Below are 14,416 nucleotides of genomic sequence, written 5' to 3' on the forward strand. Positions count from 1 at the left end.
ATGCGGCCGGTGTGGGAGCCGGCTTGCCGGCGATGCGCCGCGTAAGCGGCGCCCTATGGACTCAGCGGTTGAAGCGTTCCACCAGCGAGTACTGGGTACCCGCCGTGCTGGTCAGCTCTTCGCTGAGCAGCGCCGAGCGCTGGGCCTGGCCGGAGGTCTGGTCGGCCAAGTCGGCGATGGTGCTGATGTTGCGGCTGATCTCCTCGGCCACCGCGCTCTGCTCTTCGGTGGCGGCGGCGATCTGGGTGGCCATGTCGGTGATGTTGGCCACGGCCTCGCTGATGCCCACCAGCGCCTGGTCGGCCTGCATGACCCGCTCGACGCCTTCCTGGGCTTGGCGGTGGCCAGTCTCCATGGTCTGCACCGCATTGTTGGCGGTCTGTTGCAGCTTGGCGATCAGGGTGTGGATCTGCCCGGTGGATTCGGCGGTGCGCTGGGCCAGCTGGCGTACCTCGTCGGCGACCACGGCAAAGCCACGGCCCATCTCCCCGGCGCGCGCCGCTTCGATGGCGGCGTTGAGCGCCAGCAGGTTGGTCTGGTCGGCGATGCCCTTGATCACATCGACCACGCCGCCGATCTCGTCGCTGTCCTTGGCCAACTGGGTGACGGTCAGCCCGGTCTCGCCCACGGCGGCGGACAGCCGCTCGATGGCGTCACGGGTTTCGCCGGCGATGTTGCGGCCCTGGCTGGTCAGGCGGTTGGCTTCCTGGGTGGCGTCGGCGGTACGCTGGACATGGTTGGCCACCTCCTGGGTGGTGGCGGCCATCTGGTTGACGGCGGCGGCGACCTGCTCGGTCTCCACCCGCTGGCGCTCCAGGCCCGACGAGCTCTGGTGGGCGAGGGCGTCGGACTGGCGGGCCTGGTCGCTGAGCTGCTCGGCGCTGTCCTGCAGGCGGGTCAGGCAGGTCTTCATCCGTGCGTCCTGGCTGAGCATGGCCATTTCCAGGCGTGCCTGGACACCGCGGCTGTCGGTGTACATCTGCGCGATCAGCGGGTCGGAGGTGGTCTGTTCGGCCAGGCGCAGCAGGCGCTTGAGGCCGCGCTGCTGCCAGCTCAGGCCGAGCAGGCCGAGCGGCACCGACAGGCCGGCGGCCAGGGCGAAGCCCCAGGAGTGGCCGAGCCAGTTGCCGATCAGGAAGCCGACCTGGCTGACCAGGATGAACGGCAGCCAGTCCTGCAGCACCGGCAGCCACTTGTCACGTTTCGGGATGGCCGAGCGGCCCTGGTTGATGCGCTGGTACAGCGCTTCGGCGCGGCGGATCTGCTCGGCGGTGGGCTTGACCCGCACCGACTCGTAGCCAACCACCTGGTTGCTGTCGAAGATCGGCGTGACGTAGGCATTGACCCAGTAGTGGTCGCCCGACTTGCAGCGGTTCTTGACGATGCCCATCCACGGCAGGCCTTGCTTGAGGGTCTGCCACATGTGGGCGAACACGGCCGGCGGCACATCGGGGTGGCGCACCAGGTTGTGCGGCGCGCCCATCAGCTCCTCGCGGGAAAAACCGCTGATCTCGATGAAGGCATCGTTGCAGTAGGTGATCACGCCCTTGGCGTTGGTGGTGGAGATCAACCGCTGCTGGGCAGGGAAAGTCCGTTCTCTCTGGGTAATCGGCTGGTTGTTACGCATTGGCTGTTCAATCCGCAAGGCTTTCGACGGGTATCGGCAAGCCTCTGGTTTTATTGAATGAATATTTAACTGGCTTGATCTGGGGCAAGGTGCCATCAGTGCGGCTGAGCTAATGCAGCCCACCTGATCGCAGCCGTTGCCGCCAATATTGCAGTTTTCTTTATAAATGATGACGATCAGGTCTGATCATGACCGATTGTTCAATTAGGGGCCAGCATCGGGTAGCTGAAAGCGGCGAAGTGCGCCAGGTTGACGCAGGTGTGGCACAGCACCGCCGCCGCCAGCCCGCCATGGCGATAGGCCAGACCATACCCCACCCCGGCCAGGGTGGCCAGGTAGAACCATTGCCAGCCACCGGCCAGGTGCGCGAGGCCGAACAACAGCGCGGCCACCAGCAACGCCAGCCCTTCATGCCTGAACAGACGTTGCAGGCCGCCCTGGATATAGCCGCGGAACAGCAGTTCCTCGGTCAGGCTCACCAGCAGCAGGTTGTTCAGCAGCCACAGCCAGGCCTGGTCCGGCCATTTCGGTGCCCAGGCCAGCATGCCCAGGGCCCAGGCGCCACCCAGGCAGGCGAGCAGGGTCAGGGGCAGGGTCAGTGCCAGGCCCGGCAGCAGGCCGCGTGGGCGCAGTATCACCAGCCACGGGCAGGCCAGCAGCAACCACAGGCCGATCAGGGGCTTGTCCAGGTTGAGGTACAGGGAGAAGGGCGCGGCGCCGTCACTGAGCACGGCCTTGTCGATCACCTTGGCGCTGTGGAAGCCGGGTAGCCAGTGCAGGGCCAGGGCGATGGCCAGGACGATGAACAACAGGTGGCCGAGGCTCTGTTGCCAGCGCACCGGACGGCGGGCGAGCAGGGCACTGCACAGCAGCGCGAGCAAGGCGGGCAGGGCAGCGAGACCGAGGCTGCCGTAGGTCAGGGCGATCGCATAGCCGAGGGCGAGCAGGATCAGGGCGATCCAGTGGGGAAGAGGCATGACATTTCCTTAGTGCCGGTGAATCCGAGGAGGGTAGGACTCCTCGTTTGGCCGTCAGGACACCTGAAATCAGCCACGCGGGGCAAGCCCTCACATTGCGTGGGAGCGGGCTTGCCCCGCGATGGGGCCTTACCCTGCGATCAATTGCCGCAGCACATAATGCAGGATCCCTCCCGACTTGAAGTACTCCACCTCATTGAGGGTATCGATCCGGCACAGCACCTCGATCTGCTCCTGGCGCCCGTCCTCGCGGGTGATACGCACCGGCAGGCTCATGCCCGGGCGGATCTGCGCGCCGCCAAGGCCCAGCACATCGATGCGTTCCCTGCCGGTCAGCCCCAGGCGCTTGCGGTCGTCGCCGGCCTTGAACTGCAACGGCAGCACGCCCATGCCCACCAGGTTGGAGCGGTGGATGCGCTCGAAGCTCTCCGCCAGCACCGCCTTGACCCCCAGCAGGTTGGTGCCCTTGGCCGCCCAGTCGCGGCTGGAGCCGGTGCCGTATTCCTGCCCGGCAATCACCACCAGCGGCGTGCCATCCTGCTGGTAGCGCATGGCGGCATCGTAGATCGACAGTTTCTCGCCCGTGGGGACATACAGCGTGTTGCCGCCTTCCTCGCCACCAAGCATCTCGTTGCGGATGCGGATATTGGCGAAGGTGCCGCGCATCATCACCTCATGGTTGCCGCGCCGTGAGCCGTAGGAGTTGAAGTCCCTCGGTTCCACGCCCTTGCCGCGCAGGTAGCGGCCGGCCGGGCTGTCGGCCTTGATGTTGCCGGCCGGGGAAATATGGTCGGTGGTCACCGAGTCGCCGAGCAGGGCGAGGATGCGCGCGCCGTGGATATCGCCGATTTCCGGCAATGGACCACCGATGTCGTCGAAGAACGGCGGGTGCTGGATATAGGTGGAGTCGTCCTGCCAGACATAGGTGGCCGCCTGGGGCACCTCGATGGCCTGCCACTGGGCGTCGCCGGCAAACACTTCGGCGTACTCCTTGTGGAACATGCGCGTGTCGACATTGCGCACGGCCTCGGCGATCTCCTGCTGGCTTGGCCAGATATCGCGCAGGTACACGGGCTTGCCGTCCTTGCCGGTGCCCAGGGCGTCCTGGGTCAGGTCCAGGCGCACGCTGCCGGCCAGGGCATAGGCCACCACCAGCGGCGGCGAGGCCAGCCAGTTGGTCTTGACCAGCGGGTGCACCCGGCCTTCGAAGTTGCGGTTGCCCGACAGTACCGAAGCCACGGTGAGGTCGGCGCTGCCGATGGCCTTCTCGATCGCCTCGTCCAGGGGGCCGGAGTTGCCGATGCAGGTGGTGCAGCCATAGCCGACCAGGTCGAAACCGAGCTTATCCAGGTAGGGGGTGAGGCCGGCAGCCTTGAAGTAGTCCGTCACCACCTTGGAGCCTGGGGCCAGCGAGCTCTTGACCCAGGGCTTGCGGGTCAGGCCCTTCTCCACGGCTTTTTTCGCCACCAGCCCGGCGGCCATCATCACGCTGGGGTTGGAGGTGTTGGTGCAGGAGGTGATGGCGGCGATCACCACGGCGCCGTCGCGCAAGGTGTGGGTCTGGCCGGCATGGCTGTAGTCGATTTCGCCGGCCTGGTCGGCATTGCCCACCGCCACACCGCCGCCGCCTTCGCTTTCCAGGCGGCCGACTTCCTTGGCCAGGGGCTTGGGCTGCAGTTCGATGAAGTGGTCGAAGGCCTGGGCGACCTGGCCCAGGGCGACCCGGTCCTGCGGGCGCTTGGGCCCGGCGAGGCTGGCCTCCACCTCGTTCATGTCCAGCGCCAGGGTATCGCTGAACAGCGGCTCCTGGCCCGGCAGGCGCCACAGGCCCTGGGCCTTGCTGTAGGCCTCGACCAGTTGCACGGCCTCCTCGGGGCGGCCGGACAGGCGCAGGTAGTCCAGGGTCACCTGGTCCACCGGGAAGAAACCGCAGGTGGCGCCGTACTCGGGGGCCATGTTGGCGATGGTGGCGCGGTCGGCCAGCGGCAGGTCGGCCAGGCCGTCGCCGTAGAACTCGACGAACTTGCCCACCACGCCCTTCTTGCGCAGCATCTGCGTCACCGTCAGCACCAGGTCGGTGGCGGTGATGCCCTCGCGCAGCTTGCCGGTGAGCTTGAAGCCGATCACCTCGGGGATCAGCATCGACACCGGCTGGCCGAGCATCGCCGCCTCGGCCTCGATGCCGCCGACGCCCCAGCCGAGCACGCCCAGGCCGTTGATCATGGTGGTGTGCGAGTCGGTGCCGACCAGGGTGTCGGGGAAGGCATAGGTGCGGCCGTCCGCTTCACGGGTCCACACGGTGCGCCCCAGGTACTCGAGGTTGACCTGGTGGCAGATGCCGGTGCCCGGCGGTACCACGCGGAAGTTGTCGAAGGCGCTCTGGCCCCAGCGCAGGAAAGCGTAGCGCTCGCCGTTGCGTTGCATCTCGATGTCGACGTTCTGGGCGAAGGCACTGGGGCTGGCGTAGCGGTCGACCATCACCGAGTGGTCGATCACCAGGTCCACCGGCGACAACGGGTTGATCCGCTGCGGGTCGCCGCCGGCCTTGGCCATCGCCGCGCGCATGGCGGCCAGGTCGACCACCGCCGGCACGCCGGTGAAGTCCTGCATCAGCACGCGCGCCGGGCGGTACTGGATCTCGCGGTCGGAACGACGTTCCTGCAGCCACTGGGCCAGGGCGCGCAGGTCGTCGCCGGTGACGGTCTTGCCGTCTTCCCAGCGCAACAGGTTTTCCAGCAGCACTTTCAGCGACATGGGCAGGCGCTGCAGGTCGCCGAGCTGGCGCGCGGCGTCGGGCAGGCTGAAATAGTGGTAGGCGCGGTCGGCCACCTGGAGGGTCTTGAGGGTTTTCAGGCTATCGAGCGAGGGCATTTACAACTCCTTGTGCTCCGGTGCCCGGCGATTGCGGGTCGCTCGCCGGTGTCACCGCTCTGGACCGGTCCGCACGGCACGGACCTGGCTGAACAGTCAGGTTAGACCGGTTTGCCTGGCCTGACCCTTTTCTGGACCGATGGGGCGTGTCGTCGGTTCCGATCTTCCTTTATCATTCGCCGCCCTGGCGCCGTCTGCGCCAGTGATGTGGAGTGAGAAATGAATACCCTGTTCATGCATTGCCGGCCCGGCTTCGAGGGCGAGGTCTGCGCCGAAATCAGCGAACATGCCGCCCACCTGGGCGTGGCCGGCTATGCCAAGGGCAAGCCGCAGAGCGCTTGCGCCGAGTTCGTCTGCAGCGAGGCGGACGGCGCCGAACGCATGATGCAGACGCTGCGTTTTTCGCAGCTGATCTTCCCGCGCCAGTGGGCCCGCGGCGCCTATGTCGAGCTGCCGGAGACCGACCGCATCAGCGTGCTGCTCGAGCACCTGGCCGGGCTGCCGGTGTGCGGCAGCCTGTGGCTGGAAGTGCTCGACAGCAACGATGGCAAGGAGCTGTCGACCTTCTGCCGCAAGTTCGAGGTGCCGCTGCGCAAGGCCCTGGAAAAGGCCGGGCGGCTGGTGGACGACGCCCGGCGGCCGCGCCTGCTGCTGACCTTCATCAGTGGCCGGCGGGTGTTCCTGGGGCTGGCCGAGGCCGACAACTCGGCGCTCTGGCCGATGGGCATCCCGCGCCTGAAGTTCCCCCGCGAGGCCCCCAGCCGCTCGACCCTCAAGCTCGAGGAGGCCTGGCACCAGTTCATCCCCCGCGAGCAGTGGGACCAGCGCCTGAACGACGACATGACCGGTGTCGACCTGGGCGCCGCGCCCGGCGGCTGGACCTACCAGCTGGTCAAGCGCGGCATGCTGGTGACCGCCATCGACAACGGGCCGATGGCCGAAAGCCTGATGGACACCGGCCTGGTCACCCACCTGATGGCCGACGGCTTCACCTGGAAGCCCCGCCAGACCGTGGACTGGATGGTCTGCGACATCGTCGAGAAGCCGGCGCGCACCGCCTCGCTGATCGAGACCTGGCTGGGGGAAGGGCTGTGCCGCGAGGCGGTGGTCAACCTGAAGCTGCCGATGAAGCAGCGCCATGCCGAGGTGCGCAAGCTGCTCGAGCGCATCGAGGCCGGGTTCAAGGCGCGCAAGGTGAAGGTGTCGATCGCCTGCAAGCAGCTGTATCACGACCGCGAGGAAGTGACCTGCCACCTGCGCCGGCTGGACCTGAAACCGCGCTGAGGCCAGCGCGGGGCTGTGACAGCCCCGCTTCATGCGCCACAATGACGATCATTTTGCGGAGCCCTACATGACCGATTTCACCCACGACGCGATCCTCGACGCCACCGGCCTGAACTGCCCGGAGCCGGTGATGATGCTGCACAAGCACGTGCGCGAGCTGGCCGGCGGCGGCGTGCTCAAGGTGATCGCCACCGACCCGTCGACCCGTCGCGACATTCCCAAGTTCTGCATCTTCCTCGGCCACGAGCTGCTCGGCCAGCAGGAAGAGGCCGGCACCTACCTGTACTGGATCCGCAAGAAGGCCGACTGAGCCGCCTGCGATCGCGCTACACTGCGCTCCCCTGACAGGAGAGCGCCATGCTGATAGTTGCCGACGAGAATATCCCGCTGCTCGATGCCTTCTTCGCCGGTTTCGGCGAGATCCGCCGTTACCCCGGCCGGGCCATCGACGCCGCCTGCGTCAAGGACGCCGACGTCCTGCTGGTGCGCTCGGTGACCCGCGTCGACCGGCAACTGCTCGAAGGCAGCCGGGTGCGCTTTGTCGGCACCTGCACCATTGGCACCGACCACCTTGACCTCGAATATTTCGCCCAGGCCGGTATCCACTGGAGCAGTGCGCCGGGCTGCAACGCCCGTGGCGTGGTGGACTACGTGCTGGGCAGCCTGCTGACCCTGGCCGAACTCGAAGGCGTTGACCTGGGCAAGCGGGTCTATGGCGTGGTCGGCGCCGGCGAGGTCGGTGGGCGCCTGGTGCGGGTGCTGCATGGCCTGGGCTGGAAGGTGCTGGTATGCGACCCGGTGCGCCAGGCCAGCGAGGGCGGCGACTTCGTTGACCTGGAGACGATCCTTGCTCAGTGCGATGTGATCAGCCTGCACACGCCGCTACAACGCGGCGGCGATCACCCGACCTGGCACCTGCTCGACCAGCCGCGCCTGGCGCGCCTGCGTGCCGGCGCCTGGCTGATCAATGCCAGCCGCGGCCCGGTGGTGGACAACGCAGCCCTGCGCGAATTGCTGCTGGATCGCGAGGATCTGCATGCGGTGCTGGATGTGTGGGAGGGCGAACCGCAGGTGGACCTGCAACTGGCCGACCTGTGCACCCTGGCCACACCACATATCGCCGGCTACAGCCTGGACGGCAAGCAGCGGGGCACGGCGCAGATCTACCAGGCCTTCTGCCGCTGGCGCGGCGAGCCCGAGCAGGTGCGCCTGGCCGAGCTGCTGCCGGCGCCGGGCCTTGCACAGATCGAGTTTGACTCGAGCGCGGATCCGGCATGGGCATTGGCCACCCTGTGCCGGGCGGTCTACGACCCACGTCGTGACGATGCGGATTTCCGTCGCAGCCTCAGCGAAGATCCGGCCGAACAGCGTGCGGCGTTCGACCTGCTGCGCAAGCACTACCCGGTAAGGCGTGAGATCGAGGGATTGCCGGTACGTGTACGCGGGGAAGTACCGCAATTGGCGCAGCTGGTCAGTGCATTGGGCGCGGTGCTGGCCTGAGGACGCAGAAAGGCAGGGCAATAAAAACCCGGCGCAAGCGCCGGGTTGCACGCAATTCGGGGCTCAGGCCTTGCCGACTTTCTTGACCCGGCTCTCTTCCAGGTCCTTGCAGGCCTTCTGGATCATCTGCTCGGTGATCGGGACCTCGCGGCCCTGGGCATCGATGATCGAGCCGCAAACCTGAGGTTGCGGACGGTTCTGGGTCTTGGGCGTGTCGGTGCTGTGCTGCAAGCTCATGTCCTGTCTCCTCTTTCAGGTTCAAGCTCAAGGTAGCGCTTCGCCGTGACTGGTCTGTGACAGTTTCTTCGGCGTCATGCCGGATCAGTCCAACAGAAACGGCGGTAAACCTCCAGTCGCAGGTTAGAACGAATGGGCATAGTCACTGCCGCCTCGTTCGATCATGGGACGGCGTCGCATTCCCAGGCGTTGCACGGGGCCGACGAGTGGTAGTCTTGGTCTAATCCGTGCAAAGAACGACTTTCGCCATGCCCGAGCCAATCTCCCCCCGCCAGCGCCGCGCCCTGCACCTGGGCTGGCATTTCGTGCGCCCCTATCGCCGCCAGGCACTGCTGGCCTTGCTGGCGCTGGTGGTCACCGCCGCCATCACCCTGTCCATGGGCCAGGGCATCCGCCTGTTGGTCGACCAGGGCTTCATGACCGGTTCGGCGCACCAGCTCAACCAGACCATCGGCCTGTTCCTGCTGCTGGTGCTGGCCCTGGCGGTGGGGACCTTCGCCCGTTTCTACCTGGTGTCGTGGATCGGCGAGCGCTGCGTGGCCGATATTCGCCGGGCAGTGTTCGATCACCTGATCGGCCTGCACCCGGGCTTCTTCGAGGACAACCGCAGCTCGGAAATCCAGTCGCGGCTGACCGCCGACACCACCTTGCTGCAGTCGGTGATCGGCTCGTCGCTGTCGATGTTCCTGCGCAACGCGCTGATGGTGCTGGGCGGGGTGATCCTGCTGTTCGTCACCAACCCCAAGTTGACCAGCATCGTGGTGCTGGCCTTGCCCTTGGTGCTGGCGCCGATCCTGTTGTTCGGGCGGCGCGTGCGCAGCCTGTCGCGGCAGAGCCAGGACCGGGTGGCCGACGTGGGCAGCTATGTCGCCGAGGCCCTCGGCCAGATCAAGACGGTGCAGGCCTACAACCATCAGGGGCATGACCAGGCGCGCTTCGCCGAGACCGTGGAGGCGGCGTTCGGCGTGGCACGCAGGCGCATCGCCCAGCGCGCCTGGCTGATTACCCTGGTGATCGTGCTGGTGCTCGGGGCGGTAGGGGTGATGCTCTGGGTCGGTGGCATGGACGTGATCGCCGGGCGCATCTCCGGCGGCGAGCTGGCCGCCTTCGTGTTCTACAGCCTGATCGTCGGCAGCGCCTTCGGCACCCTGAGCGAGGTGATCGGCGAGCTGCAACGGGCCGCCGGTGCCGCCGAGCGCATTGCCGAGCTGCTGGCGGCACAGACGGCGATCCTGGCGCCGGCGCAACCACAGGGGCTGGCGCAGGGCCGCGCCACGGGCGATATCCAGCTGAGCGACGTGCGCTTTGCGTACCCGTCGCGCCCCACGGCGGCGGCCATCGATGGTCTTAGCCTGCACATCCGCCCGGGCGAGACCGTGGCCCTGGTCGGGCCGTCGGGGGCCGGCAAGTCGACCCTGTTCGACCTGCTGCTGCGCTTCTACGACCCGCAGGGTGGTGCGATTCTGCTCGATGGCCAACCGATCACCGGTCTGGAGCCGGCCGAGCTGCGTCGCCAGTTCGCCCTGGTGGCCCAGCAGCCGGCGCTGTTCCGTGGCACGGTCGAGGCCAACATCCGCTACGGTCGGCCCGACGCCAGCCTGGCCGAGGTCGAGGCGGCGGCGCGCGGCGCCCATGCCCATGAGTTCATCGCCCAGTTGCCCCAGGGCTACCAGACGCTGCTGGGCGAGGGCGGCCTAGGGCTGTCCGGCGGCCAGCGCCAGCGCCTGGCGATCGCCCGGGCGCTGCTGGTGGATGCGCCGATCCTGCTGTTGGACGAAGCCACCAGCGCCCTGGACGCGCAGAGCGAGCACCTGATCCAGCAGGCGTTGCCGCAGCTGATGGCCGGGCGCACCACGCTGGTCATCGCTCACCGCCTGGCGACGGTGCAGCATGCCGATCGCATCGCGGTGATCGACAAAGGCCGACTGGCGGCAGTCGGCAGCCATCGACAATTGATCGAGCAAAGCCCACTCTACGCACGCTTGGCCGCTCTGCAGTTCAACCCGGCCTGAGCGGCCATCGCTGTCACTGTTTTGTAACAATTTTGTAGCAATTGCCTGAGACTATCTGCCTCGGCCGTTGCGCAGGTGCTCGCCCTGGTTGTCATCGCCCGATGGCGGCGTTTTCGGGCCAGCGAACGAGGACAAGGATGCCTCCGTCGGCGGTGCCGTCGTGCGCCGTTTTCCCTCTTCCTTGTTCCGAGATCCGCAATCTTGCGTAAATCCCTCAGAGTGCAAATTCTCTCCCTGCTCGGTGGCAGCCTGGTGGCGATCCTGCTGATCGCCCTGGTGTGTTTCCAGTTCCTGTCGTCCAGCGTGCGCGGCTATGCCGAGCTGGTGGATGGGCCGTTGCGTGCCTCGCAGCTGATCGACGAAGCCAACCTGCAGTTCAAGATCCAGGTGCAGGAGTGGAAGAACGTGCTGCTGCGTGGTCGCCAGCCGGCGGAGCTGGACAAGTACTGGCAGCAGTTCCAGGCCCGCGAGCAGCAGGTGCAGCAGTTGCTGGGGCAATTGATCGACAGCAGCGAGCCGGCGCTCAAGGCGCGCCTGGAGCAGCTCAAGGCCAGCCACCGGCAGCTGGGCTCGGCCTACGAGCAAGGTCGCCAGGCGTTCCTGGCCGCCGGCGGCGACCCGGTGGCGGGCGACCTGGCAGTCAAGGGCGTGGACCGTGCCACCAGCGACCAGATGAGTGCGTTGGTGGAGCAGTTGCGCGCCGACGCCCACGGGCGTGCCGGTGCCATCAGCGCTAGTGCCGAGCGCACTGTGTGGCTGGGCGTGCTGGTGATGCTGGGCTCGGCCGTGCTGGTCGGGTTGTTCAGCCTGTGGCTGGTCAACCGCAGCCTGGTCGAGCCGATTCGCCAGCTGATCGACTATGTCGCCCAGCTCAGCCAGGGGCGTTTCGCCGCCCGTGTCGACAGCCGCCGCGAGGATGAGCTGGGGCGCCTGGCGCTGGCCGCCAACACCCTGCGCGACTTCCTCGCCGACACCGTCGGCCGTCTCAAGGACAACGCCGAGGAGCTGGAAAGCGCCAGCGACCGCCTACGCAGCATCGCCGGCGACATGGCCCATGGCACCCACGACCAGTTCCAGCGCACCGACCAGGTCGCCACGGCCATGCACGAGATGTCGGCCACCGCCCAGGAAGTGGCGCGCCACGCCGCCGACGCCGCCCGCGCCGCGGACGAGGCCGACCACAGCGCCCAGGCCGGCGAGCAGGTCATGCAGCGGACCATCGACACCATCGCCGTGGTCAACCGCGAAATCGCCGGTACCGCGGCGGTGATCCGTCATCTGGAACACGACAGCACGCGTATCGGCAAGGTGCTCGAAGTGATTCGCGGCATTGCCGAGCAGACCAACCTGCTTGCGCTCAACGCCGCCATCGAGGCCGCCCGTGCCGGCGAGGCCGGGCGCGGCTTCGCCGTGGTGGCCGACGAGGTGCGCAGCCTGGCCCAGCGCACCGCGGCGTCGATCGCCGAAATCCACCAGATCATCGAGGCGGTGCAGTCGGGCGCGGTGGAGGCGGTCAAGGCCATCGAGAGCGGCCAGCAGCGCAGCGAGGAGGGCGCCGAGCAGGTGCAGCAGGCCGGGCAGATGTTGCAGCGCATCACCACGGCGGTGGAGGCGATCCGCGACATGAACCGGCAGATCGCCACTGCTGCCGAGGAGCAGACCAGCGTCGCCGAGGACATCTCGCGCAACCTGGTCGAGATCACCCGCATCGCCACCGCCAACCAGGAGGCCGTGCAGCATACCGAACAGGCCGGACAGCGCCTGCACGGGTTGTCGGGGCAGCTGGGCGAGGTCACCTCCCGCCTGACCGCTTGAAATCGCCATCGCGGGGCCAGCCCGCTCCCACGCAATCGTGGGAGCGGGCTGGCCCCGCGATGCTTTTGAGGGTGGGGAAATCCGCCATATACGCATGCTGAATCAGGTGCCTGTGGCGGATTGTCGCCATCCAGGTGATGGCCAGGGGCGGCGCAAGCGGCACCAGCCGTGACCCAGGCCATGCTGGCACACTCCCTGCTTTACGGCGCCCCGGGCCACGGCCCGAGGCGATCGTGCCCCGATTTCGCAAGACTCCTGCTGACCAGAACAACAACATCCGGGCGTGCACGCCGGGGGCAACGACTGCCAATCCTTCACTTCAATTGGATTGAGCTAATGAAAAAAATCCTGCTGACGCTCCTGTGCCTGGGCGTCATCGGCTGCTCCAAGCCCGCAGAGCCACAGAAGTCCGTCGATGTCCTGCTGATCGGCGGCGGCATCATGAGTGCGAGCCTGGGGACCTACCTCACCGAGCTGGAACCGAACTGGAAGGTCGACGTCTACGAGCGCATGGACCAGGTCGCCGAGGAAAGCTCCAACGCCTGGAACAACGCCGGCACCGGCCACTCGGCGTTCTGCGAGCTGAACTACACCAGCGTCGGCAAGGACGGCAGCATCGACATCAGCAAGGCGGTCAACGTCAACGAGCAGTTCGAGGTGTCCAAGCAGTTCTGGGCCTACCAGGTCGAACAGGGCGTGCTGAGCAACCCGCGTTCGTTCATCAACAATGTGCCGCACATGAGCTTCGTCTGGGGTGACGACAACGTCGACTTCCTGCACAAGCGCGTCGAAGCCCTGCAACACAGCTCGCTGTTCCGCGGCATGGAGATCACCGAGGACCACGAGCAGATTCGCAAGTGGGTGCCGCTGGTGATGGAAGGCCGTGATCCCGGGCAGAAAGTGGCCGCGACCCGCATGGCCATCGGCACCGACGTGAACTTCGGCGAGATCACCCGCCAGCTGTTCGCCTCGATGACCCGCAACCCCAATGTACAGCTGCACCTGAGCCACGAAGTACGCGACATCGTGCGCAATGACGATGGCAGCTGGAACGTGGTGGTGGCCGACCTGGCCAACGGCGGCAAGGAATCGGCGGTCAAGGCCAAATTCGTCTTCATCGGGGCCGGTGGCGGTGCGCTCAAGTTGCTGCAGAAGTCCGGTATTCCGGAGGCCGAAGGCTATGCAGGCTTCCCGGTCGGTGGCCAGTTCCTGATGACCGACAATGCCGACCTGGTCGCCCGTCACAAGGCCAAGCTGTACGGCAAGGCCTCGGTCGGCGCGCCGCCGATGTCGGTACCGCACCTGGACACCCGGGTGATCGATGGCAAGGAAGTGCTGCTGTTCGGCCCGTTCGCGACCTTCTCCACCAAGTACCTCAAGCACGGCTCGCTGCTGGACATGTTCAGCTCGCTGACCACCCACAACCTCAGCCCGATGGTGCATGCCGGGATCGACAACATTGACCTCAGCACCTACCTGATGGGCCAGCTGATGCTCAGCTTCGATGATCGCATGGCGGCCCTGCGCGAGTACTTCCCCAACGCCAAGAACGAAGACTGGAAGCTGCTCCAGGCCGGCCAGCGCGTGCAGGTGATCAAGAAGGATCCCGAGCACGGTGGCGTGCTGCAGTTCGGCACTGAAGTGGTGGCCGCCGAGGACGGCAGCATTGCCGCGCTGCTGGGCGCTTCGCCCGGCGCCTCGACCGCCGCGCCGATCATGCTGAGCGTGCTGGAGAAGACCTTCAAGGACCGGATCAAGAGTGCCGAGTGGCAAGCCAGGCTCAAGGAGATCGTGCCGACCTACGGCCAGAAGCTGAACAACGACCTCGCGCTGACCAACAAGACCCGTGAGTGGAGCAGTGCGCGCCTGCAACTGCTGTACGTGCCGGTGTTGCCGGAGTAAGGCATAAAAAGGCGCAGCCCATTGGACTGCGCTTTCATGCGAGCAGTAGAGCCCTCTGTGGGAACGGCCTTGCGTCGCGAAAGGCTGCTGCGCAGCCTTTCGCGACGCAAGGCCGCTCCCACAGGGGGACAGTTCCCAGCGTGACAGCGTGGCCAAAGGACTAGCCGATCTCCTACAGGGCCCAGTGTTGC

10 protein-coding genes and 1 pseudogene are annotated in these 14,416 nt (G+C 66.7%); 7 read left to right on the forward strand and 4 right to left on the reverse strand.

The annotated features are described in order from the left end of the window. Nucleotides 1-61: 61 nt before the first annotated feature. From HU751_RS02415 to acnA, 3 genes are all read right to left on the reverse strand, one after another. Nucleotides 62-1,627, reverse strand: coding sequence for a methyl-accepting chemotaxis protein (locus tag HU751_RS02415; RefSeq protein ID WP_186713708.1), 1,566 nt, complete (start codon nt 1,625-1,627; stop codon nt 62-64). A gap of 200 nt (nt 1,628-1,827) precedes the next feature. Beyond that, nucleotides 1,828-2,604, reverse strand: a complete 777-nt coding sequence (locus tag HU751_RS02420) for a CPBP family intramembrane glutamic endopeptidase (protein ID WP_186735830.1) — start codon at nt 2,602-2,604, stop codon at nt 1,828-1,830. A 129-nt stretch (nt 2,605-2,733) separates the two neighbouring features. Next, nucleotides 2,734-5,475, reverse strand: coding sequence for an aconitate hydratase AcnA (gene acnA / locus HU751_RS02425; RefSeq protein ID WP_186735828.1), 2,742 nt, complete (start codon nt 5,473-5,475; stop codon nt 2,734-2,736). 219 nt (nt 5,476-5,694) lie between these two features. On the opposite strand from acnA, the gene rlmM reads away from it, so the two are divergent. From rlmM to pdxB, 3 genes are all read left to right on the forward strand, one after another. After that, nucleotides 5,695-6,759: a 23S rRNA (cytidine(2498)-2'-O)-methyltransferase RlmM gene (rlmM, locus tag HU751_RS02430; protein ID WP_186713705.1), complete on the forward strand. Its 1,065-nt coding sequence runs from the start codon at nt 5,695-5,697 to the stop codon at nt 6,757-6,759. A 67-nt stretch (nt 6,760-6,826) separates the two neighbouring features. Continuing rightward, nucleotides 6,827-7,069, forward strand: coding sequence for a sulfurtransferase TusA (gene tusA / locus HU751_RS02435; protein ID WP_050704845.1), 243 nt, complete (start codon nt 6,827-6,829; stop codon nt 7,067-7,069). 47 nt (nt 7,070-7,116) lie between these two features. Continuing rightward, nucleotides 7,117-8,259, forward strand: a complete 1,143-nt coding sequence (gene pdxB / locus HU751_RS02440; protein ID WP_186735826.1) for a 4-phosphoerythronate dehydrogenase PdxB — start codon at nt 7,117-7,119, stop codon at nt 8,257-8,259. A gap of 63 nt (nt 8,260-8,322) precedes the next feature. Here pdxB and HU751_RS02445 read toward each other — a convergent pair whose 3' ends face one another. Further along, on the reverse strand, nt 8,323-8,496 hold the full coding sequence (locus tag HU751_RS02445) for a PA1571 family protein (RefSeq protein WP_186735824.1): 174 nt from the start codon (nt 8,494-8,496) through the stop codon (nt 8,323-8,325). 248 nt (nt 8,497-8,744) lie between these two features. Here HU751_RS02445 and HU751_RS02450 point away from each other — a divergent pair, with 248 nt between their 5' ends. The 4 genes and pseudogenes from HU751_RS02450 to mqo all read left to right on the forward strand — a co-directional run bounded on the left by HU751_RS02450 (nt 8,745) and on the right by mqo (nt 14,225). Continuing rightward, entirely contained in the window at nt 8,745-10,508 is a 1,764-nt protein-coding gene (locus tag HU751_RS02450; RefSeq protein ID WP_186735822.1) for an ABC transporter transmembrane domain-containing protein, read from the forward strand. 771 nt (nt 10,509-11,279) lie between these two features. Next, nucleotides 11,280-11,390, forward strand: a pseudogene (locus HU751_RS27175) (hypothetical protein); the annotation flags it as partial. A gap of 228 nt (nt 11,391-11,618) precedes the next feature. Continuing rightward, nucleotides 11,619-12,323, forward strand: coding sequence for a methyl-accepting chemotaxis protein (locus HU751_RS27180; RefSeq protein ID WP_371263132.1), 705 nt, complete (start codon nt 11,619-11,621; stop codon nt 12,321-12,323). A 336-nt stretch (nt 12,324-12,659) separates the two neighbouring features. Then, nucleotides 12,660-14,225, forward strand: coding sequence for a malate dehydrogenase (quinone) (mqo, locus tag HU751_RS02460; protein ID WP_186735820.1), 1,566 nt, complete (start codon nt 12,660-12,662; stop codon nt 14,223-14,225). The last annotated feature ends 191 nt before the right edge of the window (nt 14,226-14,416 follow it).

It is taken from the genome of Pseudomonas peradeniyensis (genome assembly GCF_014268935.2).
Taxonomy (GTDB): domain Bacteria; phylum Pseudomonadota; class Gammaproteobacteria; order Pseudomonadales; family Pseudomonadaceae; genus Aquipseudomonas; species Aquipseudomonas peradeniyensis.